Origin of the sequence: Tamaricihabitans halophyticus, from assembly GCF_004340875.1 — a bacterium.
Lineage (GTDB): Bacteria > Actinomycetota > Actinomycetes > Mycobacteriales > Pseudonocardiaceae > Tamaricihabitans > Tamaricihabitans halophyticus.
This window is the reverse complement of the sequence record NZ_SLXQ01000001.1, coordinates 979,426-1,001,507: the sequence shown is the minus strand read 5'-3', so window position 1 is coordinate 1,001,507 and position 22,082 is coordinate 979,426. Positions and strand designations below refer to the sequence as shown.

Here is a 22,082-nt window from a genome sequence, read left to right as displayed (position 1 = left end):
GGCAGATCGCGCCGAATATCCTTAATGGCAGGTAAATAGCCCCCGGTCGGTGCGAGGCCGAGTAGCCCCGCGGGTACTCTGGGCGTCCGTGAGCTCGCCTGATACTTCCGCAATCAATTTCGCAGGCTACGACCTCGTGGTCGTAGGCTCTGGCTTCTTCGGTCTCACGGTGGCCGAACGAACCGCATCCCAGCTGAACAAGCGGGTCCTTGTGCTGGAACGCCGCTCGCATATCGGCGGTAACGCGTATTCCGAGGTGGAGCCGGAAACCGGGATCGAGGTACATCGCTACGGGGCGCACCTGTTCCACACCTCGAACAAACGGGTTTGGGAGTACGTCAACCAGTTCACCGACTTCACGAATTACCAACATCGGGTGTTCGCGCGGTATCAGGGACAGGTTTACGCATTTCCGATGAACCTGGCACTGATCAACCAGTTCTTCGGTCGATCGTTCACGCCGGACGAAGCGCGCGCGCTGATCGCCGAGCAGTCCGCGGAGATCGACACCAAGGATGCGCAGAACCTCGAGGAAAAGGCCGTATCCCTGATTGGCCGCCCGCTCTACGAAGCATTCATCCGCGGCTACAACGCCAAACAGTGGCAGACCGATCCGCGGGAGCTCTCGCCGGCGATCATTACCCGACTGCCGGTTCGTTACAATTTCAACAATCGGTATTTCAACGATGACTTCGAAGGCCTGCCCGTCGACGGGTACACCGCCTGGCTGGAGCGGATGGCCGAGCACGAGAACATCGACGTGCGGCTCAACGTTGATTACTTCGACCTACAGGATCAGATTCCGGCTGGCACTCCGGTGGTCTACACCGGGCCGCTGGACCGCTACTTTGACTACTCCGCGGGCCGGTTGGGCTGGCGCACACTGGACTTCGAACAGGAAGTCCTCCGGGACACCGGCGATTTCCAGGGCACTTCGGTGGTCAACTACAACGACGAGGATGTCCCTTACACCCGGATTCACGAGTTCCGGCACTTCCATCCGGAGCGCGAGGACCGGCACCCGAAGGACAAGACGGTAATCGTTCGGGAATACTCCCGGTTCGCGGAAGACGACGACGAGCCGTACTACCCGATCAACACCGAGGAGAACCGCGCGAAGCTGGAGCGCTACCGCGAGTTGGCCAAGATCGAGGCCAAGGAGCGCAACGTGATCTTCGGCGGCCGCCTCGGCACGTACAAGTACTTGGACATGCATATGGCGATTGGCTCCGCGCTGAGCGTGTTCGACAACAAAGTGGCGCCGCATCTGACCGAGGGCGCACCACTGGATGGGTCACTGGATGCTTGAACACGCCCCCAACGGCGCGCAGGACGGCACGGCCGAAGACGCCTCGCAAGTGCGGCGCAGCCCGGAAACCGTGCTGCTCTGCCGGGTGCAGGACGTCATAGCCAAACCGGCGGTGGTGCGGATCGCGCAGGGGATGTCCGTCTTTGGCGAGCACAGCGGCGGCTGGCTGGCGCTCGGCGCGCTTGGCGCGCTGGTCGACCGCAAGCGGCGCAAGGACTGGATCATCGCGGCTGGCGGGGTGTTCGCCGCGCACGCCGCTTCGGTCGTGGTCAAGCGCGTGGTCAAGCGCAAGCGGCCGAACGATCCTGAGGTACGGGTGTTGGTTGGCACGCCGAGCAAGCTGAGCTTCCCCTCGGCGCATGCCACCTCCACAACCGCGGCCGCCGTGCTGTACAGCGGCCTTACCGGGCGCAATCTGACGCCCCTGCTGGTGCCGCCGATGCTGCTCTCGCGCATGGTGCTCGGTGTGCACTACCCAAGCGATGTGCTGGTCGGTTCCGCGCTCGGCGCCACGATCGGTGGTGTGGTGCGTGGCCGACTTAGCCGGCGAAAGGGCAAGGCGAGTGACTGAGCGCAGCGAGCAGACGATCGACGAGACCGAGGACGGCCCAGTCGGCGCGGCAGCGGCGGATGAAGCGACCGCCGCCGATGCTGCTGGTGACTCGGCGAACACGGCAGCGACCGAAGGCGCGGTCGTCGCGGCGGAGCCGGAGGGCGAGCAGGACGCCGAGTCGGCCGGTCCGGCGCAGCCGGCTACTCCGGCGGTGCCAGCCCAGCCAGCCACGCCCCCAGCCGGCGGCAATGTGGTCACCGGGCTGATCAAGGCAGCGCGCCCGAAGCAGTGGGTGAAAAACGTCCTCGTGCTGGCCGCGCCGGTGGCCGCCGGCCGGCTCAGCGATGTTCCCGTGCTGGTGGACACGCTGATCGCGTTCATCGCTTTCTCGCTGGTCGCTTCCGCGGTCTACCTGGTGAACGACGCGGTGGACGTGGAAGCGGACCGGGCGCATCCGACGAAACACCGGCGGCCGATCGCCGCCGGTATCGTGCCGGTGCCGTTGGCCTACGCGGCTTCGGTGTTCTTCTTCCTGGCTTCCGGCGCGGTCGCGCTGCTCGCCGGTTGGCCGCTGCTGCTTGTCGTGGTGGCCTACGCCCTGGTGCAGCTCGGCTACTGCTTCGGCCTGAAGCACCAGCCGGTGATCGATCTGTGCATCGTCGCCTCGGGCTTCCTGATGCGCGCGCTTGCCGGGGGTGTCGCCGCGGGCATCTTCCTTTCCCAGTGGTTCTACCTGGTGATGACCTTCGGCTCGCTGTTCATGGTCGCGGGTAAGCGCTACGCGGAGCTGGTGCTCTACGAGCGGACCGGCGCGAACATCCGCTCCTCACTGCGCAAGTACACCTCGAGCTATCTGCGGTTCGTCTGGGCGACCGCGGCAGCCGCGCTGATCATGTCCTACTCGCTGTGGGCCTTCGACACCAGCACCGCGCTGGTGGAGAACCAGGCAGGCGGGGCAACCTGGGCAATGGTCTCGATCGTGCCGTTCGTCGTCGCGGTACTGCGCTACGCGGTCGATGTGGACGGCGGGAACGCCGGTGAACCCGAGGAGATCGCGCTGCGCGACCGGGTGCTTCAAGTGTTGGGGCTTACCTGGCTGATCACCCTGGCGATGTCCATCTATCTGTAGCTAGGCAGAACAGGCCAAACGAACGCGATGAGCTCGCAGACCATGGAACCGGAGCAGACCACATCCGAGGACCCGCCAGCGGCGCGGTCCGGCTGGTCGGCTCAGTCGAGCACCCTCGGCCTCGTCGCGGTGGCGGGGGTATTCGCCGCGCTGGTCTTCCTGCTCGTCAAGGACAGCCTGACGGACGACGCCTACATCACCTTGGCGTACGCCAAGAATCTCGCGACCGATGGACATTGGGGGCTGATCCCACAGCAGATCAGCAACTCCGCGACGTCCCCGCTGAACGTCCTGTTGCTTGGCGCGCTTGCCTGGGTGACGACCTGGTTCGGTGAGGTCAGCCCGGTCTTCGGGCTCGGCGTGCTTACCGTGCTGGTGACCATGGCGCAGGCCTGGGGTTGGGCGCGGTTGGTGCGCGCGCTCCGGTTGACCGGCTGGGTCGGTATCGCCACCGCCGCGGTCGGGCTGCTGCTCGTGCTGGCCAACCCGTTCGTGCTTTCCGCGGTCGGACTGGAAGTGCTGCTGGTGCCGGCGGTGCTGGTGCTGATGGTGGCCTTCGTACTGGAGTCGCGCCCGGTCGCCTTCGGGGTTGTCGCCGGGCTGGCGCTGTTGATCAGGCTGGACCTGGTGATCTTCGTGGTGCTGCTGGCGCTGTGTACCCAGGCGATCCGGCGCAAGCTGCATATCGCGGCGCTCAGCGCGGTTCTGGTCAGCGCGCCCTGGTACCTGTTCAGTTGGTTCTACCTCGGTTCCGCGGTGCCGGACACGCTGGTGATCAAGCAGTCGCAGGGCGGGCTGTTCGGTATCTGGACCTACCTGACCGGCCCGATCATGTACTTCATCGGGAAGATGCGGGATGTCGGGTTCGCCTTCCTGCCGATGGTGTTCGGCGTGCTGGCGCTGCTTGCCTGGCTGCTGGTGCGCTTTGGGGTGCGCTGGACGAATCGGCCGCCCGCGCTGGGGCCGGTGCTCGCGCTGGGCCTCGGCGGGCTGGCCTACTACGGCGTCTACACGGTGATGGGCGTTGGTCCGTACCACTGGTACTACGTGCCGCCGATGGTCGCGCTCTCCAGCGCTCTCGCGGTGTTGGCCGGCTGGTGGCTCGCACGGGCGCGGGAGCAGGAGCGGCTGCGGATTGCCGCGCCGCTCGGCGCGCTCGGTCTGGTCGCACTGCTCGGGCTGGGAAACCTGGCCAACGATATGCGCCACGGCGTGCCGTGGGAGTCGCCGGTGATCTTCGGAAACTGGGCGAGCGCGCAGGATTACGCGCGCGTCGGCGAGGAACTTGGCCAGCGGTTGGCCGGGGCGACGGTGGCCAGCCCTGGTGAGATCGGCACACTCGCGTACTTCTGTGAATGCTCGATCGTCGACGTGTTCTCCGACCGTGGGCAGGCGATTGACCGGGTGGACGAGCGGATCGACGAGTCGAACGCGATCGGTAAGGCCGTCTGGCGGTTCAACTACCTGTGGCTGGACCGTTCGGTGCAGCCACGCCCGGTCGACTACGAGCTGGTGTACGAAGAGGGACCGGGATCTGGCCCGGATACCTGGGAAGTGAACTCCGCGAACAAGGGCGTCGGGCACTTCCGGCTCGAACCCGCGCAACCCCGCTAAGCTTAAAGAACGCGGTTACAGCGAGTACGCAGGTACGCGATTGATATCCGTGCGGCACATAATGAGCGCACGGTTATGTATTGGATTAATGGTAGTTCACCCGGCAGAGTGATCCAGGACACGACTGGACCGCGAGCTCGTTTCACTCAGCAATGGCTGCCGAGGGAGCACGATGAGACACCGGACTGCCCTGGCCAGTATCGCCCTAGCCGCGACCGTCGCGCTGACCGCTTGCGGCACCAGCCAAAGCGCCGTAGCAGGATTGCCGAACATCGTCGTGTGGACGACCTACGGCACCGGCACTTCCACCTACGCGGATCTCGCGAGCGTGGCCAACGCCGTAACGTCCAATGACGGGGCGAACATCCGCATCGTCACCTCCGACACCGCCATCGGCCGGATGATCCCGCTACGCGAGGACAAGGCACATATGGCCCGCACCGGCGACGAGTACATGTTCGCCTTCGAGGCCGAACACGAGTTCGCCAGCGAGGACTGGGGTCCGCAGGATGTTCAGGTGGTCTGGACACCGGTAGCGCCGCACGGCCTGCTCGTCCGGGACGACTCCGGTATCGACAGCTTCGCGGACCTGCGCGGCAAGAATTTTCCGCGGATCACCGCGAACCCTTCGGTGAACGGCAAGCTCACCGCTTACCTTGCCTACGGCGGGCTCACCTGGGCGGATGTGAATCCGGTAGACATCGGCTACGGCGATCAGGCCGCCGCGCTGCAAGCTGGTCAGCTCGACGTGCTCTTCCAGCAGGTCTACGGATCCTCGCTGTACGAGCTGGAAAGCGCCTTCGCGGTGCGCTGGTTGAGCATGGACGACCGGTCGCCCGAGCGGATCGACGAGGTGCAGCGGATCGCGCCTTCGGTGGAGATCGACGAGTTCTCCGGGGCGCCCGGCCAGCAAGACGGCGAGACCGACTGGGGGATGGTCTACACCGTGCCGGTGGTGACTTATGCGGACGCCGATCAGCGGATGGTCGCCGAAACGATCAATGCGATCCACCGAAACTACCGCAGCTACCGGGATGCGACCGCGACGACCGAGGACTGGTCGTTCGAACGGATCCAGAAGGCGCCGAAGACCGTGCCGTTCCATCCCGCGCTTGTCCGGTTCCTGCGCGAGCGTGGCGAATGGACGGCCGAAGCCGAAGAGCGCAACCGGGAACTCACCGAGCGGGGTGAGCAGCTGCGTGCGGGTTGGCAACGGTTCATCGCGCAAACCGAACCGGCGGATATCGCCCGCGAGTGGCCGAAGTGGAAGGAGCGCAACCTGCCAGCGAACTAGCGGGTTCCAGCACGGATGTCTAAGCCGGTGAGAGGAGCGATGGTGCGCAACGAGCGGTGTAACACCTTCTGGCGAACAGTGGTCATCGCGTTTACCGTGCTGGGGGTGGCGCTCACGGTGTGCCAGGTTTTCTTCTGGCAACCGTTCGGGATTTCCATGCTGCGGCACCAGTTCCTGTACTTCGTCCTCGCCTTCTTCCTCTCGCTGGTTTTCCTGATCTACCCGGCGCGCAAGTCCGCGACCGGCGGTGTGCCCTGGTACGACGTACTGCTGTTCCTCGCTTCCATCGTGGTGAATGTCTACTTCGGATATAACACCGAGAAGATCATCAACTTCGGCTGGGACTACGCTTCGCCACCGCTTGCCGTGGTGTTCAGTTTCGCGCTGTGGGCGCTGGTGCTCGAAGCGCTGCGCCGGTGCGCTGGTGTGGCGGTGACCGTGATCGCCGGGGTGTCCTCGATCTACCCACTGTTCGCGGAGGTCATCCCGATCGGCTTCCTGCAGGGGATCGCGTTCGAGCTGGACAGCGCGGCGCAGATGCACGCCATGGGCACGGTGAGCATCCTGGGCCTTCCGCTGCAGACCGCTGGCAGCATCCTGATCGGGTTCCTACTCTTTGGCGCGGCGCTGCGCTACACCGGCGGCGCGACCTTCTTCTACCAGCTCGCCCAGTCCCTGCTCGGCGGCTCGCGCGGCGGGCCAGCCAAGGTGAGCGTGCTCAGTTCCGGCACGCTCGGGATGCTCAGCGGCAGCGCGGTGTCCAATGTGCTCACCACGGGGCCGATGACCATCCCGGCAATGAAGCGCGCTGGTTTCCCTGGCAAGTACGCGGCCGGGATCGAGGCAACGGCGTCTTCCGGTGGCACGATCACCCCGCCGATCATGGGTGCGGCCGCCTTTCTGATGGTCTCCTTCGTCGGTGTGCCGTACGCGGAGATCGCGCTGGCGGCGGCAATCCCGGCGTTCCTCTATTTCCTGGGGATCTTCCTGCAGGTCGATGCGCATGCGGGCAGCACCAAACTGCGCGGTATGCCACGTGCCGAGTTGCCCCGGTTCCTCCCGGTGCTTGGCGGCGGCTGGCCGTACCTGCTCGCGCTGTTCGGTCTGATCGCACTACTTGTCGTGTACCGCAACGAATCCCAGGCGCCGTTCATCATCGTTGCCGCCCTGCTGCTGGTGTCGGTGCTGAAGCGTGCCGACCGGCTGACCCTGCGCGGGTTCCTGGATCTGGTGTTCGGCGCCGGCAAGACGATCGCCGAGATCATCGGGATCATCGCCGGGGTTGGCCTGATCGTCGGCGGCCTTTCCATGTCCGGTGTTTCGCTTTCCCTCGCCAGGGAACTGGTCGCGGTGGTCGGCGGCAGCCTGGTGCTGATGTTGATCGCCGGGGCGGTGACCTCGTTCGTTCTTGGCATGGGGATGACCGTGTCCGCGGTCTACGTGTTCCTGGCGATCGTGCTGGCACCAGCACTGGTTGAGCTCGGGGTGAACCCGATCGCCGCGCACCTTTTCGTGATCTACTGGGCCACGGTCTCCTACATCACCCCGCCCGTGGCGCTGGCCTCGTTCGCCGCGGCGAGTATCGCGGGCACCAAACCGATGCAGACCAGCCTGACGGCCATGCGGTTCGGCATGGTCAAGTACGTCATCCCGTTCTGTTTCGCGCTCAATCCGGTGCTTGTCGGGCAGGGCGGGTTCGGCGAGGTCGTGTTCGCCTTCGGGATGGCCATCCTCGGCGTATGGCTGATGGCCTGCTCCTTCGAGGGCTGGCTGGTTGGTGTTGGCCGCCGGATGCACTGGGTTGCTCGACTGCTTGGCGGTCTCGCCGGATTCGCCATGCTCGCGCCGGAGACAACCAGTAGCTTGCTTGGTCTCGCCGCGGGGATCGTGGTGGCGGCGGTTACCCGCCTCGCCCCGCCGCTGCCCGAACCGGTTGCCCAGGACGTGGACCCGGAGCCGGTTAGCTCAGAACGACCGTAGCTCGCCCACGTCGGTGATCCGCAGTACGGCTTCACCTGCCTCGTCCGAGGCGGGGAGGTCCACCTCGGCGCTGATGCCCCAGTCGTGATCTCCTTGCGGGTCGGCGAAGATCTGCCGCACCCGCCAGACCTGCTCGTCCTTGTCGATCATCAACAACGCCGGCCCGCGCGCGTCCGGGCCGGTACCGATCTCGTCGTGCAGGTCGAAGTACGGCTCGATCGCCGATTCCCAGTCGGCCGAGGTCCAGCCGCCGGAGAGCTCGCCGAGCACGGTGTAGTTCCGCCGTGCCGCGAGTTCCACCCGGCGAAACAGTTCGTTGCGCACCAGCACTCGGAAGGCTCGCTCGTTGCGGGTGACCGGTTCCGGTCCGCGCTCCACCGGCCGGGTGCTCGGCTGCGCCTCGCCCGGGTGCCGCAGCGCCTCCCATTCGTCGAGCAGGCTGGAGTCGACCTGGCGGACGAGTTCACCGAGCCATTCGATGAGGTCCTGCAGCTCCGTGGTTTTGGCGTCCACTGGGACGGTGTGCCGCAAGGTGTCGTACACGTCGGCGAGATACCGCAGTACCAAGCCTTCGGAGCGAGCGACGCCGTAGTAGCCGACGAACTCGACGAAGTTCATCGCGCGTTCGTACATATCGCGGACCACGGACTTCGGCGCCGGCTGGTAGTCGGACACCCACGGGTGCCCCTGCCGGTAGGTTTCGTACGCCGCGTCAAGCAGCTCGTCGAGTGGCTTCGGGTAGGTCACATCCTCGATCAGCGTCATCCGCTCTTCGTAGTCCATGCCCTCGGCCTTCATGGCCGCGATCGCCTCGCCACGCGCCTTGTCCTGCTGTGCGGCCAGTATCTGCCGAGGGTTCTCCACTACGGATTCCACAATGGACACAACGTCCAGCGGGTAGTTCGGTTCGGCCGTGTCCAGCAGCTCGATCGCGGCGAGCGCGAATGGCGCGAGCGGCTGGTTCAGCGCGAAATCGAACTGGAGGTCCACGGTGAGCCGGATGATCCGGCCGTCCGGGTCCGGTTCGGGCAACTGCTCAACCACGCCGGCGGCACGCAGCGCCCGGTACATCGCGATCGCGCGCAGGATGTGTTTACGCTGCCGGTCGCGTGGTTCGTGGTTCTCCTCGAGTAGTCGCCGCATCGCGGTGAAGGCGTTGCCAGGGCGGGCGATGACGTTCAGCAGCATCGCGTTGCTGACCGTGAAACTGGACGTGAGCGGTTCCGGCTCAGCGCCGATCAGCCGTTCGAAGGTGGACTCCGTCCAGTTCACGAAGCCTTCCGGGGCCTTCTTGCGGACGATCTTGCGTTTCTTCTTCGGATCGTCGCCAGCCTTGGCCAGTGCCTTCGCGTTCTCGATGACGTGATCTGGCGCCTGCACTACGACGTAGCCATCGGTATCGAACCCGGCGCGGCCCGCGCGGCCGGCTACCTGGTGGAACTCCCGTGCGCGCACATGACGGACCCTGGTGCCGTCGTACTTGGTGAGTCCGGTGAACACGACAGTCCTAATCGGAACGTTGATGCCCACGCCGAGGGTGTCCGTACCGCAGATGATCTTCAGTAGCCCGGCTTGGGCGAGCTGTTCGACGAGCCTGCGGTACTTCGGCAACATCCCGGCGTGATGCACACCGATGCCGTGCCGGACCATCCTGGACAGTGCCTTGCCGAAACCCGCGGCGAACCGGAAGTCTCCGATCAGCTCGGCGATCGCGGCCTTCTCCGCGCGGGTGCACACGTTGATGCTCATCAGCGCCTGCGCCCGCTCGACCGCCGCCGCCTGCGCGAAATGCACGACATAGACCGGTTCCTGTCGGGCGCCGAGCAGTTCCTCGATCGTCTCGTGCAGCGGCGTCAGCGCGTAGCGGTAGGTGAGCGGCACCGGGCGCTGTGCCGAGGTGACCACCGCGGTGGCCCTGCCGGTGCGCGCGGTGAGGTCCTTTTCGAAGAAGGACATATCGCCGAGTGTCGCGGACATCAGTACGAACTGGGTGTTCGGCAGTTCGAGCAACGGCACCTGCCACGCCCAGCCCCGGTCCGGTTCGGCATAGAAGTGGAACTCGTCCATCACCACCTGCCCGACCTCGGCCGCTGCACCGTGTCGCAGGGCGATATTCGCCAGGATCTCCGCGGTGCAGCAGATGATCGGCGCATCCGGGTTCACACTGGAATCACCGGTGAGCATGCCGACCCGGTCAGCGCCGAACTCGTCGATCAGCGCGAAGAACTTCTCCGAGACGAGCGCCTTGATCGGCGCGGTGTAGTAAGAACGCATACCGTGCGCCAGCGCGGTGAAATGCGCGCCGGCCGCGACCAGGCTCTTCCCCGACCCGGTTGGTGTGGACAGGATCACGTTCGCGCCGGAGACGATCTCGATCAGCGCTTCTTCCTGCGCTGGATACAGTTCGAGGCCGTTCTCGGCGGCGCGTTCCGCGAAGGCGGTGAACAGGGCATCCGGGTCGGCGCTTTCCGGCAGCGCATCGGCCAGCATGTTCTCGCCTCGCTCAGGGTGTACGACGGGTGTTCGCTTCCTACACTATCCGGCACCAATCCGGCTGCTGAGCAGGATGACCTGGTGTTGGTTCGCCGACGGTCGGGTAGTTCTGCGTTCGTCGGTGCTGACTGGCAGCATGACCGTCGGAAGCAGCAGACGCGAGGAGGTCTAGGGCCGCCGGCCCAGAAGCAGTGATGTCCGATGATGCAGCGAAGTCCGAAGCCGAGGACACAGCGGTAGCCGACGATACGGCGAACTCCGACACGGAAATGTCGGATGCGCTCGCCCCGTCGACGGGCGACGAATCCCCGGACGTCACGCTGGATCAGGAAGATCCGGCCGATGCGACGGAGTCCCCGGAGGAGGAGCCTGCGGAGTCTCCGGCGGAGCCGGCCGAGGACCCGGCGGAGCCGGCCGATGGTGCCATGCGGGCGCCGCTGCCGACGCGGCTCGCGGTGGTTCTAGGGGTGCTTTCGCCGATCGTCGGGCTGCTGGTGTTCGTTGTGGCCTGGTTGTCGATCGACAATGCTCAGCTCGTACAGGTGCAGGCCGAGCTGGTGAGTAACGGCGAGTTCGTCAGTAGGGCCGAACTAGCGGAGATCGTGCGCACGGTGATGACCGTCGCGCTGTCCGTAGCCGGGGCGCTGGCCATCGGTTGGCTGGTGCTGTTGTTACTCGCGTATCGCGGACGCAACTGGGCACGGATCCTGCTCGCCGGGGCAGGCGCGGCCTGGGTGTTACTGCTCGTCCCCGTGGTGTTCGGTGCGCTGCCCACCAGCACGGCGAGCACGGTGCTTGCCCTGCTGAACATCCTGCTGGTCATCGGCACGGTCGGTGTGCTGTTCAGCCCGGCCGCGACAGCCAGGTTTCACCGCTGAGCACACCCAGTGACCGTGTTCTGGAGGAATCTTGCGGTGACGTGCGCGCACAGTAACCGCGTTCTTTAAGGTTAGCGAGTTCAGATCGGGAGCTTGCGGAAGATCGGGCGCGGCACGTGGCGCAGCGCGGACATCACGAACCGGAACTTGCCAGGTGCCCAGACCAGATCCTTGCCCTTGCGGGCGCCGTCCACCGCGATCTCGGCGACCTGCTCCGGGGTCTGCGCCAGTGGCGCGGCGGCCATGCCCTCGGTCATCTTGGAGTGCACGTGCCCCGGACGCACCACGGTCACCCGCACGTCGTGCGAGCGCAGGGCCTCGCCGAGGCCGAGGTAAAGGCCGTCGAAACCAGCCTTGGTCGAGCCGTACATGAAGTTGGAGCGGCGCACTCGTTCACCGGCGACCGAGGACAGCGCGATCACCTTGCCGTGTCCCTGGCGCTTCAGCTGCGCGGCGAGTGCCACCCCAACGGAAACGGCGCCGGTGTAGTTCACCTGAGCGAGTTCAACGGCCTTCGCGTGGTCCTGCCACAGCTCCTCGGCGTCGCCGAGGAGTCCGAACGCGACAACCGTGATGTCGATATCGCCGCCGGCGAAGCACTGCTCGAGTACGGCGGGGTGCGAATCGGTGTCCTTGGCGTCGAACTCCACGATGGACACGTCCGAACCGGTGGCGCGCAACCGTTCCGCGGCCTGCTCCGCGCGCTCCGTCTTGCGCGCGGCCAACACGATCCGCAGCGGACGTTCCTTCGCGTACTTCTCGGCGATCGCCAGCGCGATATCCGAGGTGCCACCAAGCAGCAGCAGGGACTGGGGGTTTCCTACAGCGTCGATCACAGTTCCAACCTTCGGGACATATCTGAGGCGAAAACGCCGTCGGGGTCTACGGATTCGCGGATCTTGCGGAATTCCTTGGCGCGTGGATACATCTGGTGGAACGTTGCCGCGCTGGTCCGCGAATCCTTCGCGGTGTAGAGCCGGCCACCGATCGCCAGCACTTCCTCGTCCAGCTCCTGGCACAGCCGGGAAAGCCCGTTCTTGATCGGGAAGTCCAGGCAGATCATCCAGCCGGGGTGCGGATAGGACAGTGGCGCGCGATTACCCGCGCCCATCCGCTTGAGTACGTTCACCGCGGAGTAGTGGCCGGAGTGGGCGATCTTGGTGATGATCCGGCGGATCGCGTCGTGCGCGTCCAGTGGGGCGCTGAACTGGTACTGCAGGAAGCCCTTCGAGCCGTACGCCCTGTTCCACTCACCAAGCAGATCGAGCACGTGGTAGAACTGCGTGAGGTTCTGGACCTGGTTGCGCCCACCGGGTTTGGTCATCCGGTAGTAGGCCTCGCTGATCAGACCGAACGAGAGCTTGTTTCCCAGCCCGTTCGGGAAAACATCCGGCAGCGTGAGCAACTGCGGTGCGTCGAACTTCAGTGGCTCGGCGCGGAACTTCGTCGGCAGCTCATCCAGTTTCGCCAGCGAGCCGCGGGTGATCGCGGCGCGACCAAGCTTCGCGCCGGTGGAGATCGAGTCGAACGAGCACGCCGAGTACTCGTAGTCCGCATCCGATGCCGAGGAGAACAGCTCGAGAGTTTCGTCCAGATTCGCGGTGCGATCGCTGTCCACCAGGAAGTAGGCGGTTTCCACCTTCTTCATCTGGATCCGGGCGCGCAGCATGATGCCGGTCAGCCCGATGCCCGCGACCGTGGCCCAGAACAGGTCGGCCTCGGGCCCGTCCGGGGTCAGCGTGCGCACCTTGCCGTCGGCGGTGAGCAGCTCCATGGACAGCACGTGGTTGCCGAAACTGCCGGCGCTGTGGTGGTTCTTGCCGTGAATATCGTTCGCGATCGCGCCACCGATGGTCACCTGCCTGGTGCCCGGCAGTACCGGCACCCACAGTCCGTAGGGCAGCGCCGCGCGCATCAGCTGGTCCAGACTCACGCCGGCATCCACGTCCACCTGGCCGGAATCCGGATCAATTTCGTGAATCTCGTTCAATACGGTCATATCGACGACTAGACCGCCCGCATTCTGTGCGGGATCACCGTAGGAGCGGCCGAGTCCACGGGCGATGACTCCCCGGCTGTCGGCCTCCGTTACGGCTCGCGCGATCGTGTCGATATCCCTGGTACGCAGCACATTCGCGGCGCTGGGTGCGGTCCGGCCCCAGCCGGTGAGGGTGCGCCGCTCGGTGTGGATTTCGGGGCTAGGGGAGCTCACCTGGTTCAGGGTAGCGATGCCCGGTACGTGATCTTGATGTGGCCGCTTCTACACTGATTTGGCCCGACGGTTGGCTAGGCAATAGCGAGGTTGTGTGGTGACTACCGTGGCGTCCGGCACAGAAACATCCGATACCGAGTCCGCAGGAGAATCCAGCAAACAGCTGGGTTTCTTCGCGCAGGTCATCCGATTTGGTTTGATCGGCGGCTTTTGCGGGCTCATCGATCTGGGGATTTACTCCGGGTTGCGCGCGCTCGGTATGGATATCGCGCCGTGGGAAGACGTTGCCAGAGCTATCAGTTTTATCGTCGGCACGACGACGGCGTACTTCCTTAACAAACGCTTTACTTTCTCCGCGACAGTAACTGGCGAAGCAAAACAGCCACTCGGTTTCGCGTTGCTGTACGCGACCACATTCCTTTTCGCGGTCGGGGTGAACCGGCTGAGCCTGCAACTGCTGCCCGAGATGGACTGGAAGTCCACGGTGGCCTGGGTGATCTCGCAGGGCACCGCGACAGTGATTAATTTCGTCATGCTGCGAACCGTCGTTTACCGCAAGCCGAAGGCAACGACCGCGGAGCGGTAAGTAGCTACCTAACGGCCGACTGGGCCGTTTGCGCATGTACCGTTGAGTGCGCGTGCGAAGAACACATTGGAGGCTGACGCGGAATGTCCGGTAAGGCAACGACGGGCGCCTCGGCTACGGCCGGCACGGGTTCAGTGGGAGGTAACGGGGTGGCCAAACCCGAAACCACAACCTCGCTCGTCGAGCGGATCGCGTCAGATCGGCTGCTCGCCCAGCGCGGGCTGTTCGCCGGTCCATCGGATGTGGTCAGCAGCGACCTCTACGCCGAGGTGACGCAGGGCATCGCGCATCGGGAACGGGGCAGCGTCGAGCTCGAACCGTCCACCGCGGTCTCCATGAACACCTACTTCGGGCGTTTCCCCGCCAGCTACTGGCAGCGCTGGACCCGGGTTTCCGAGGTCACCGTGCAGCTGCTGGTCAGCGGGTCCGGACGGGTCTCCATCGGCGCCTCGGACATGCAGGGCGGTAACCGCACCGTCGCCGCCGAGCGGGTACACGCCGCCGAGCTGGGCAGCGTGACGCTGACCGCGAAGATCGACCGGTTCCTGGACGGCGGCGCGCTCTGGCTGGACCTGGAGACCCAGGTGGATGAGCGGCTGAGTGTGCAGGCGGTGCGCTGGACGGTGGATGCGCCGGAGCAGGTGCGCCCGACCGCGGTGACCATCTGCACCTGCAACCGCGCGGATGACTGCATGGCCACGCTGCGCACGCTGGCCAGCGAGATGGCCGCGCTGGAGACCCTGGACACCGTGTACGTGGTGGACCAGGGCAACGACACGGTGGATTCCCGGGACGGGTTCAACGAGGCGGCAGCCGCGCTCGGCGCGAAGCTGCGCTACCTCAAGCAGCCGAACCTCGGCGGTGCCGGTGGGTTCACCCGAGGGCTCTACGAGGTGGCCGGGCAGAGTCACACCGAGCACGCGAACGTGCTTTTCATGGACGACGACGTGCTGCTCGAGCCCGATCTGGTGATCCGGCTGACGGCGTTTTCGAACAAGGTGACCGAGCCGGCGATCATCGGCGGCCAGATGCTCAACCTGCTGCACCCGAACCAGCTACACGTCGGCGCCGAGTACGCGGACCTGAACGCGCTGCAGCCGGGTAAGCCGGTAGAGCACAGCCTGGAGACCGCGGACCTGCTCGGTGTGGACGAGGAGACCGGGCTGCCCAACCGGCAGGAACGGCGGTTGGACGCGGGTTACAACGGTTGGTGGTCCTGCCTGATCCCGTACGAGGTGGTCAAGGCGGTTGGCTACCCGATGCCGTTCTTCTTCCAGTGGGACGACTCGGAGTACAGCTACCGGGCGCGGGCGTACGGGTTCCCGACCATCACGCTGCCGGGCGCGGGCGTCTGGCATATGGACTTCTGGTGGAAGGACTGGGACGAGTGGCACCGGTACTTCAACCTGCGTAACTCGATGATCACCGCGGCGCTACACAGCCCGCTGAACGTGACCGTGCTGATCCGAACGTTGCTCGCGCAGTTGGTGCGCTACCTGCTCGGGATGCAGTACGGCCTGGCCGCGACGCTGCTCAAGGCGGTGGAGGACTTCCTGGCCGGACCGGAGTTCCTGCACGACGGCGGGGCGGCCGCGATGCAGGATATCCGGCGGATCCGGGCGGAGTACCCGGAGACGAAGCGGCACCCCGCGACGGACATGCCGGGTATCCGGTCCTCGGACGTGGCGATCATCAACACCGCTCCGCGCCCCTCGATGCAGCGCGCGGTGCTGCTCAAGCGGGTGCTTTACCGGTTGCTCGGCAAGCATGTGCACGACCTTGGCGCGATCCCGGCCGACGAGGCGCACTGGTGGCACGTCTCGCTGTTCAACACCGCGGTGGTGACGGACGCGAACCAGGAAGGCGTGCGAATCCGGCGCTACGACAAGCAGGAGATGTTCCGGCTGGCGAAGCGGGCGGCTGAGCTGATGAACCGGGTGCGCAAGGAGGCGCCGGCCGTGCAGCAGCGTTACCGGCAGGCGCTGCCGCAGCTGACCAGCAGGGAGAACTGGACCCGGCTCTACGAGCTCTGAGGCGTTACTCGTTCTTGCGTGGCGGCGTGCCGTATACGGAGGCGAGTCGTGGCACCACGTCGATATGCGCGGTGACCACATGCGCGAAGTTGACGATCACGGTGGACTCATTGGCCAGCGCGAGCGTTTTGGTCTTGCCGAGGGCGACGAACTGGTCGAGTTCGCCGCGCAGGGTTTCCGCCTGCGCGTCGGAGACCGCGAACATCAGTGGCTCGCTGGCGCCGGGAACGTGCAGCACAAGTGCTGGTCGTGGATCACTCATAAGCCCAGGTTCGCGTCCCGCGCGGACCACTGGCAAGCAACTTCGCCACCAGCAGACAATCCCGCTAACCTTAGCGAACGCGGTTACGGAGAGTGCTGGATGACGAGCGAAACCTGGGATGCGGCTGGGCCTGGCGTGCTGCGCTTACCGTCCGGGCGGCTGATCCGCGGTCGCGGGCTGGTAGCGCACCCGACCCCGGAAGGCCCGCAGCCGGCGTTCGCGATCTATCTGCTCGGCAAGGAACCACCGCGCGTCGAATGGGAGTCGATCTGGATTCGCTGGCCGGACTTCCGGCTGCCCAAGGACACCGCGGCGGCACGGCTGGCGTTCACCGCTGCGTGGCGGCGAGCGGAGTACGAGCGGGTCGAGGTGGCTTGCGCCGGCGGTCGAGGCAGGACGGGCACCGCGCTGGCCAGTATCGCCGTGCTGGACGGCGTACCTGCCGAGGAGGCGGTCGACTACGTGCGTGCGAACTACCACCGGCGCGCGGTGGAGACGCCATGGCAGCGCCGCTTCGTTCGCCAGTTCAACTAGTAGCGGAAGAACCGCTCCCGCCGGCCCTGCCGCAGCAGTTTCAACCACTGCCGGAAGGCGCGCGGATCGCGTTTGATCACCACGAAGTAGAGCCCGAACCGCAGTCGCTCAAGCAGGCCGAGCTTACGCATACCTGGCTGTGCCATCAGATAGCCGCGGTTGCGGTAGGTGTAGTACCGCTTCACGTCGCTCGAAGGGTCCTGCGCGTGGAACCGGCCACCGAGGATCGGCTTGAACTCATCCGATCCGTCCGGGTGCAGATAGGACACTCGCAGCGAGGTGCCGAACGGTAGCCCGGAGCGCACCAGCCTGCGGTGTACCTCAACTTCGTCGCCGCGGAAGAACAGTCGCAGATCCGGTACCCCGACCACTTCCAAAGTGGACGCGCGGAACAGGGCGCCGTTGAACAGCGAGGCGATGCCCGGCAGGAAATCGGTCCCGAGCTCGGCGGTCGAGCGCTTCCAGGTGAGCCCGCGACGCAGTGGGAAGGCCAGCTTGCCCGGATCGTCCATATTGCTCACGACCGGCGAGATCTCGGCCAAACCCCTGCCGCGCGCTTCCTCGAGGAGCACCGCGAGCACGTTCTCGTCGGCTGGCCGGCCGTCGTCATCGGCCAGCCAGACCCATTGCGCGCCAAGAGAAAGCGCGTACAGCATGCCGAGCGCGAAACCGCCGGCGCCGCCGAGGTTGTGCTGCGAAGGGAGATAGGTCGTCGGTAACGGGCAGGCCTCGACGACGTCTCTGGCCGGCACGTCCGGCCCGTTGTCCACCACCACGAGGTGATCGGGTACGCGGGTCTGCGTGGAGATCATCTTCAGCGAGTCCGCGAGAAGTTCGCGCCGATGCCGGGTAACGACAACGGCGACGACCGAATCAGCCTGTGGTGTGCTCATTGGACCTCGCCGCTCTTGGTGGTGAGGACGGGGGATTCGCCGATCCGCTCCAGCGCTTCCTTGCTCATATGCGCGAACGGGTCCTTGCCCTTATACCCGCCGATCACCTCGCGCAGCGAGCCCTCCTTGACGATTCTTCCCTCGTCCATCCAGAGCGCTGATGAGCAGAGCTCGAAAAGCAGTTCATCCTGGTGCGAGGCGAAAACCAGCATTCCGGAACGCCGCACCAGATCGACAAGCCGATCCCGCGCCTTGTCCAGGAAGGCCGCGTCCACCGCGCCAATGCCCTCGTCCAGCAGCAGGATCTCCGGGTCGATGGAGGTCACCACGCCGAGCGCGAGGCGCACCCGCATACCCGTGGAATAGGTGCGCAGCGGCATGGACAGGTAATCACCGAGCTCGGTGAACTCCGCGATGTCATCGACCCGCTTCTGCATTTCCTTGCGGGTCATGCCCAGGTAGAGGCCGCGGATCAGGATGTTCTCGTAGCCGGAGATTTCCGGGTCCATGCCGACCCCGAGATCGAAGACCGGCGCGACCTTGCCAACCGTACGGGCGGCGCCCCTAGTCGGTTCGTAGATCCCGGCGAGCAACCGGAGCAGGGTGGATTTCCCCGCACCGTTGTGCCCGACAAGGCCGACCCGGTCACCCTCCTTGATGGACACGGTGATGTCGTGCAGTGCCTCGATAATCGGCACCTTCGCATCACTGGCGATCTTTCCGCCGACCTTGCCGAGTACCGCCTTTTTCAACGACCGGGTCTTCGCGTCGAAGATCGGGAAGTCGACCGAGGCGTTCCAGACGTCAATGCTGACCATTTGTCACACCCAATACGAGACGCGGGCACGGTAATTACGCATGACGAACAGGGCCACGGTCCACCCGACAAGGGCGAAACCGATGACCACGACCCAGTTCAACCACTCGACCTGCTGGCCGATCAACGGCGCGCGCACGATGTTCACGAAGTGGTAGAGCGGGTTGAACTGCACCACGAAGTGGCTGAAGCCGCGGCCACCAGACGCGAGCAGATCGGGCGACCAGACGATCGGCGTCAGATAGAAGGCCAGCGTGATCAGCGAGTTGATCAGCTGCGGGATGTCCCGGAACCGGGTGGACACCACGCCGAACAGCAGCACCACCCAGGCCGCGTTCACCAGTAGCAGCAAGAACGCCGGGATGAAGAGCAGAACCTCCCAGTTCAACCCGGGCATCACGGGGCTGTCGCCGTCCGCCGCCATGGTGTATTCGGGAAGCAGATCAGCGAAGAAGATGGCGAGAATGATCAGATAAATGATCGCGTTATGCGCGAGCATCAGGCATTGCCGCCAGAGCGTGCGTAGCACGTAGACGGTCAACGGGGCGGGTAGGTGTTTCATCACCCCCTCGTTGGAGATGAAGGTTTCCGAACCCTCCGTCACACAGTTCAGAATGAACTGCCAGATAATGAAACCCGTGGTCAGATACGGCAGGAAGTATTTGACTTCCTGGCCGAAAAGGGTCGAATAGATCAACCCGAGGCCGAGCACCATCGCGCCGGTGGCGATCGTGATCCACAGTGGGCCGAGTACCGAGCGGCGGTATTTCTGCTTGATGTCCTGCCAACCCAGATGGCTCCACAGCTCGCGACGGTGGAGGCCTTCCCGGATATCCGCGAACGCTCTGGTCCAGCTTCGGCTGGAGGCAATGTCTGGTGGCAGCGGAGTTTGCTGCTCGGCCATCGGTGGCTCCGTGCTAGTCGCTTGCACGATAGCGAGGGTACTCACGTATCGCGACTTGGCGCGGGACAGGTCAGCCCTACGCCGTTCTCGGCGAGTTGTCCGGTTTGCCGCAGTGCCCGGCTGCGTTATCCGGCGCGTTCACTGGCTAGGATGACCCGATGCTGGAAGCACCGTCGTCCCGGTACTACCTGGTTGCGCCGGCCGGCGTGCCGAACTATGGCGATGAACTGATCACCGCGGGCTGGCTGCGCCACCTCGCGTGGACCGCGCCGGATGCCCAGGTGCTGGTCGACACGCATTCTCCTGGCCAGGCCGCGGTGCTGCTTGGCGATCTGCATCCGCGGGTGCGATTCGTGGACACGCTGTGGCAGTTGTGCGCGGCCGCGCCGAGCGAACAGCCATGGGAGATCGCCGCATGGGTCCGCGAGGTGATCAATCACCCCGGCATGCTTGCCCGGCTGCACCACGGCATCGCCGCGCTGCGCGGCGCGGATGTGCTGCACCTGCTCGGCGGCGGATACCTGAACGCGATCTGGCCAAGACATATCGGGCTTGTCGCCGGCGTCGTCGAGGCCGCGCGGTTCTCCGGGGGCCGCACGGCGATGACCGGACAGGGCTTGGTGCCGGTGGACAGCACGGCCGAGCGGCTGATCCGCGCGCTCGCGGCGCGGTTCGACATCGTGGACGTCCGCGATACCCCCTCGGCCGAGTTGCTTGGGCTGGGGCCCGCCGAGTACCGGTTGGACGATGCCTTCCTCGCGTTGGACGACGGTTGGATCGACAGTTCGCCCGAGCACCCCGAAGTGATGCTCTGCCTGCAGTCGGATCTGCTCGAGGATGGCGCCGCGAAGCTGGCCGGCCTGGCACTGGACACGCTGCGCGCCTGGGAAGTACCGCCGAGTTCGGTCGGCGTGGTGGAAGGCATCCCCCGGGTGGACCGTGAGGTGTTCGCGCTGTTCGAGCACGAGCTGCGGGGTGCGCGGTTCTACCCGTTCTGCGACATCTGGGACCGCGGACTACCCGCGCGACCTGGGCAGACCTGGCTTTCCACGCGGTTTCACGTGCATCTGGGCGCGGCCATGGCCGGTGCCGGCGGGGTAGCGCTGTCCGTGCGGCCGGACTACTACACGACCAAGCACCGCTCGTTGACCGAGCTCGGTACCGGTTGGACGCTGCACGAGGACCTGGACGTGATCCCGGAGCGACCGGTCGGTGGTGGGTTCGCCGAGGAGTTCCGGAGCACCGCGCGGGCCGCGAAGGACGAGCTGGCCGGGCGGGTGTACGCCCCAGTGATCCGCCCTGAACCCCAGGACCCGGCACCGCAGGAGGACGGTTCCGCCGAGAACGGCGCCACGGCCAGTCAGGAAGGGCAGGCCGCGCCCGCCCGTCGCCGCTGGGGACGCCGCGCTGCCCGTTAGTCCGCGGTTCGGGTCCAGCTGCCGCTTTTCCCACCGGTCTTGCTGTGCAGGGCGATATCGCCGATGGTGATGCCCTTGTCGATCGCTTTGGCCATGTCGTAGATGGTCAGCGCGGCGACCGACACCGCGGTCAGCGCCTCCATCTCCACGCCGGTCCGACCGTGTACCCGCACCCGCGCGGTGATCCGCAGCGTCGTCTCGGAAGCGAACTCGAAGTCGACCTCCGCGCCATCGATGCCGAGCGGATGGCACAGCGGGATCAGCTCACCGGTGCGTTTCGCGGCCATGATGCCGGCCAGCCGGGCGGTGCCGAGTACATCGCCCTTCGGCGCGTCGCCTGCCCGGATCGTGGCAAGCGTTTGCGGAGCCATGGTCACGGCGCCGCCGGCCACCGCCTCGCGGACCGTGACCGACTTGGCCGATACATCCACGAACCGCGCCTGCCCGGTCTCGTCGAGATGGCTCAGCCGCTGCTGCTCGGTCACAGGTACTGGCCGGTGCCGCTGATATGCGTGCCTTGGCCGCCAGGGCCGGGCTGACCGCCGCTGAGCCCGGGTGGCAGCGCCCCGTGGCGCATCTGCTCGAGCTGTGCCCGTGCGGCCATCTGCTGCGCGAACAGCGCCGTCTGGATGCCGTGGAACAGCCCCTCCAGCCAGCCAACCAGCTGTGCCTGGGCGACCCGCAGCTCCGCGTCGGAGGGAATATGGTCGCCGGTGAACGGTTCGGTGAGCCGTTCCAGCTCATCGCGTAGTTCGGGGGCAAGCGCCTCTTCCAGCTCCCGAATCGAGGAGGCGTGGATATCCCGCATCCGGTCCCTGCTCGCTTCGTCCAGCGGTGCCGCGCGTACCTCCTCGAGCAGCTGCTTGATCATCGTGCCGATCCGCATGACCTTCGCTGGCTGTTCGACGAAATCGCTCACCGATTCGCCAGTTTCCTCACCGTGCTCACCCGCGCCGGGGACCCGTGCCGCACCGACTGGCGAGCCGTCCGGGCCGACGACGACCACATGCTGTTGCTTGTCGGCATCCGCGGGCCGATCGGTTGGGTTCGGCTGGTTCATATGCTCCGTCCTGAGTCAGTTGCGCTATCTGACGTGCGGTTGTCTCGCGAGCCGTACAACGCCTGTGTGTCTCAGGGTAGTCCCATGGACGCCGACCCGAACGCGCCTGGTTT

The 22,082-nt window shown here is 65.6% G+C and carries 20 protein-coding genes; 11 read left to right on the top strand and 9 right to left on the bottom strand.

Annotated elements, in window-relative coordinates:
- Window positions 1-112 precede the first annotated feature (112 nt).
- From glf to EV191_RS04800, 6 genes are all read left to right on the top strand, one after another.
- On the top strand, window positions 113-1,309 hold the full coding sequence (gene glf / locus EV191_RS04825; RefSeq protein WP_207894436.1) for a UDP-galactopyranose mutase: 1,197 nt from the start codon (window positions 113-115) through the stop codon (window positions 1,307-1,309).
- Complete coding sequence (locus tag EV191_RS04820) at window positions 1,302-1,880, top strand: phosphatase PAP2 family protein (RefSeq protein WP_132875547.1); 579 nt, start codon at window positions 1,302-1,304, stop codon at window positions 1,878-1,880. The genes glf and EV191_RS04820 overlap by 8 nt, the downstream gene beginning before the upstream one ends.
- Window positions 1,873-2,991, top strand: a complete 1,119-nt coding sequence (locus tag EV191_RS04815) for a decaprenyl-phosphate phosphoribosyltransferase (RefSeq protein WP_279388405.1) — start codon at window positions 1,873-1,875, stop codon at window positions 2,989-2,991. Before EV191_RS04820 ends, EV191_RS04815 begins: the two co-directional genes overlap by 8 nt.
- Window positions 2,992-3,018: 27 nt before the next feature.
- Window positions 3,019-4,605: a hypothetical protein gene (locus tag EV191_RS04810; protein ID WP_243658746.1), complete on the top strand. Its 1,587-nt coding sequence runs from the start codon at window positions 3,019-3,021 to the stop codon at window positions 4,603-4,605.
- Between the two features lie 172 nt (window positions 4,606-4,777).
- Window positions 4,778-5,899, top strand: a complete 1,122-nt coding sequence (locus tag EV191_RS04805) for a TAXI family TRAP transporter solute-binding subunit (protein ID WP_132875545.1) — start codon at window positions 4,778-4,780, stop codon at window positions 5,897-5,899.
- Window positions 5,900-5,941: 42 nt separating this feature from the next.
- Complete coding sequence (locus EV191_RS04800) at window positions 5,942-7,879, top strand: TRAP transporter permease (RefSeq protein ID WP_207894387.1); 1,938 nt, start codon at window positions 5,942-5,944, stop codon at window positions 7,877-7,879.
- On the opposite strand, the gene EV191_RS04795 is transcribed toward EV191_RS04800, so the two are convergent.
- Window positions 7,865-10,369, bottom strand: coding sequence for a DEAD/DEAH box helicase (locus EV191_RS04795; protein WP_132875543.1), 2,505 nt, complete (start codon window positions 10,367-10,369; stop codon window positions 7,865-7,867). The genes EV191_RS04800 and EV191_RS04795 overlap by 15 nt on opposite strands.
- A 197-nt stretch (window positions 10,370-10,566) precedes the next feature.
- On the opposite strand from EV191_RS04795, the gene EV191_RS04790 reads away from it, so the two are divergent.
- Entirely contained in the window at window positions 10,567-11,250 is a 684-nt protein-coding gene (locus EV191_RS04790; RefSeq protein WP_132875542.1) for a hypothetical protein, read from the top strand.
- Between the two features lie 80 nt (window positions 11,251-11,330).
- Here the strand turns inward: EV191_RS04790 and dprE2 are convergent, their stop codons facing one another.
- Both dprE2 and dprE1 read right to left on the bottom strand, forming a co-directional pair.
- On the bottom strand, window positions 11,331-12,086 hold the full coding sequence (gene dprE2, locus EV191_RS04785) for a decaprenylphospho-beta-D-erythro-pentofuranosid-2-ulose 2-reductase (protein WP_132875541.1): 756 nt from the start codon (window positions 12,084-12,086) through the stop codon (window positions 11,331-11,333).
- Complete coding sequence (gene dprE1 / locus EV191_RS04780; protein WP_132876153.1) at window positions 12,083-13,441, bottom strand: decaprenylphosphoryl-beta-D-ribose oxidase; 1,359 nt, start codon at window positions 13,439-13,441, stop codon at window positions 12,083-12,085. Before dprE1 ends, dprE2 begins: the two co-directional genes overlap by 4 nt.
- A gap of 127 nt (window positions 13,442-13,568) precedes the next feature.
- Here dprE1 and EV191_RS04775 point away from each other — a divergent pair, with 127 nt between their 5' ends.
- The gene (locus tag EV191_RS04775; RefSeq protein ID WP_132876152.1) at window positions 13,569-14,048 is read left to right on the top strand and encodes a GtrA family protein; all 480 of its coding nucleotides are present in this window, start codon (window positions 13,569-13,571) and stop codon (window positions 14,046-14,048) included.
- A gap of 83 nt (window positions 14,049-14,131) precedes the next feature.
- Window positions 14,132-16,081 carry a glycosyltransferase gene (locus EV191_RS04770; RefSeq protein WP_132875540.1) on the top strand — a complete coding sequence of 650 codons (1,950 nt, stop codon included), beginning with the start codon at window positions 14,132-14,134 and terminating at the stop codon, window positions 16,079-16,081.
- Between the two features lie 4 nt (window positions 16,082-16,085).
- Here EV191_RS04770 and EV191_RS04765 read toward each other — a convergent pair whose 3' ends face one another.
- Window positions 16,086-16,343, bottom strand: coding sequence for a hypothetical protein (locus EV191_RS04765; RefSeq protein WP_132875539.1), 258 nt, complete (start codon window positions 16,341-16,343; stop codon window positions 16,086-16,088).
- A gap of 99 nt (window positions 16,344-16,442) precedes the next feature.
- On the opposite strand from EV191_RS04765, the gene EV191_RS04760 reads away from it, so the two are divergent.
- Window positions 16,443-16,877 (top strand): protein-tyrosine phosphatase family protein, encoded by a 435-nt coding sequence (locus tag EV191_RS04760; protein WP_132875538.1) that lies wholly within the window; start codon window positions 16,443-16,445, stop codon window positions 16,875-16,877.
- Here EV191_RS04760 and glfT1 read toward each other — a convergent pair.
- From glfT1 to wzm, 3 genes are read right to left on the bottom strand one after another with little or no spacing between them, the layout of a single operon-like run.
- Window positions 16,874-17,770, bottom strand: coding sequence for a galactofuranosyltransferase GlfT1 (gene glfT1 / locus EV191_RS04755; protein ID WP_132875537.1), 897 nt, complete (start codon window positions 17,768-17,770; stop codon window positions 16,874-16,876). The two genes, EV191_RS04760 and glfT1, sit on opposite strands and share 4 nt — an antisense overlap.
- A complete protein-coding gene (wzt, locus tag EV191_RS04750) occupies window positions 17,767-18,588 on the bottom strand; it encodes a galactan export ABC transporter ATP-binding subunit Wzt/RfbE (RefSeq protein WP_132875536.1) in 822 nt (273 codons plus the stop codon). The genes glfT1 and wzt overlap by 4 nt, the downstream gene beginning before the upstream one ends.
- Window positions 18,589-18,591: 3 nt before the next feature.
- Window positions 18,592-19,491, bottom strand: a complete 900-nt coding sequence (gene wzm / locus EV191_RS04745) for a galactan export ABC transporter permease subunit Wzm/RfbD (RefSeq protein WP_132875535.1) — start codon at window positions 19,489-19,491, stop codon at window positions 18,592-18,594.
- Between the two features lie 158 nt (window positions 19,492-19,649).
- On the opposite strand from wzm, the gene EV191_RS04740 reads away from it, so the two are divergent.
- Window positions 19,650-20,909: a polysaccharide pyruvyl transferase family protein gene (locus EV191_RS04740; RefSeq protein WP_132875534.1), complete on the top strand. Its 1,260-nt coding sequence runs from the start codon at window positions 19,650-19,652 to the stop codon at window positions 20,907-20,909.
- Here the strand turns inward: EV191_RS04740 and moaC are convergent.
- Together moaC and EV191_RS04730 are read right to left on the bottom strand one after the other, a co-directional pair.
- Entirely contained in the window at window positions 20,906-21,394 is a 489-nt protein-coding gene (gene moaC, locus EV191_RS04735) for a cyclic pyranopterin monophosphate synthase MoaC (protein ID WP_132875533.1), read from the bottom strand. The two genes, EV191_RS04740 and moaC, sit on opposite strands and share 4 nt — an antisense overlap.
- Window positions 21,391-21,969, bottom strand: coding sequence for a bacterial proteasome activator family protein (locus tag EV191_RS04730; RefSeq protein ID WP_132875532.1), 579 nt, complete (start codon window positions 21,967-21,969; stop codon window positions 21,391-21,393). The genes moaC and EV191_RS04730 overlap by 4 nt, the downstream gene beginning before the upstream one ends.
- Window positions 21,970-22,082 lie beyond the last annotated feature (113 nt).

Excerpts from the sequence above, each read along its gene's own strand:
- EV191_RS04770 (WP_132875540.1), top strand. The coding sequence starts at position 14,132 with ATGTCCGGTAAGGCAACGACGGGCGCCTCGGCTACGGCCGGCACGGGT.
- EV191_RS04795 (WP_132875543.1), bottom strand. The coding sequence starts at position 10,369 with ATGCTGGCCGATGCGCTGCCGGAAAGCGCCGACCCGGATGCCCTGTTC.
- EV191_RS04740 (WP_132875534.1), top strand. The coding sequence starts at position 19,650 with ATGCTGGAAGCACCGTCGTCCCGGTACTACCTGGTTGCGCCGGCCGGC.
- EV191_RS04765 (WP_132875539.1), bottom strand. The coding sequence starts at position 16,343 with ATGAGTGATCCACGACCAGCACTTGTGCTGCACGTTCCCGGCGCCAGC.
- EV191_RS04820 (WP_132875547.1), top strand. The coding sequence starts at position 1,302 with ATGCTTGAACACGCCCCCAACGGCGCGCAGGACGGCACGGCCGAAGAC.
- wzt (WP_132875536.1), bottom strand. The coding sequence starts at position 18,588 with ATGGTCAGCATTGACGTCTGGAACGCCTCGGTCGACTTCCCGATCTTC.
- wzm (WP_132875535.1), bottom strand. The coding sequence starts at position 19,491 with ATGGCCGAGCAGCAAACTCCGCTGCCACCAGACATTGCCTCCAGCCGA.
- EV191_RS04810 (WP_243658746.1), top strand. The coding sequence starts at position 3,019 with ATGAGCTCGCAGACCATGGAACCGGAGCAGACCACATCCGAGGACCCG.
- glfT1 (WP_132875537.1), bottom strand. The coding sequence starts at position 17,770 with ATGAGCACACCACAGGCTGATTCGGTCGTCGCCGTTGTCGTTACCCGG.
- EV191_RS04790 (WP_132875542.1), top strand. The coding sequence starts at position 10,567 with ATGTCCGATGATGCAGCGAAGTCCGAAGCCGAGGACACAGCGGTAGCC.
- EV191_RS04760 (WP_132875538.1), top strand. The coding sequence starts at position 16,443 with ATGACGAGCGAAACCTGGGATGCGGCTGGGCCTGGCGTGCTGCGCTTA.
- EV191_RS04730 (WP_132875532.1), bottom strand. The coding sequence starts at position 21,969 with ATGAACCAGCCGAACCCAACCGATCGGCCCGCGGATGCCGACAAGCAA.
- EV191_RS04805 (WP_132875545.1), top strand. The coding sequence starts at position 4,778 with ATGAGACACCGGACTGCCCTGGCCAGTATCGCCCTAGCCGCGACCGTC.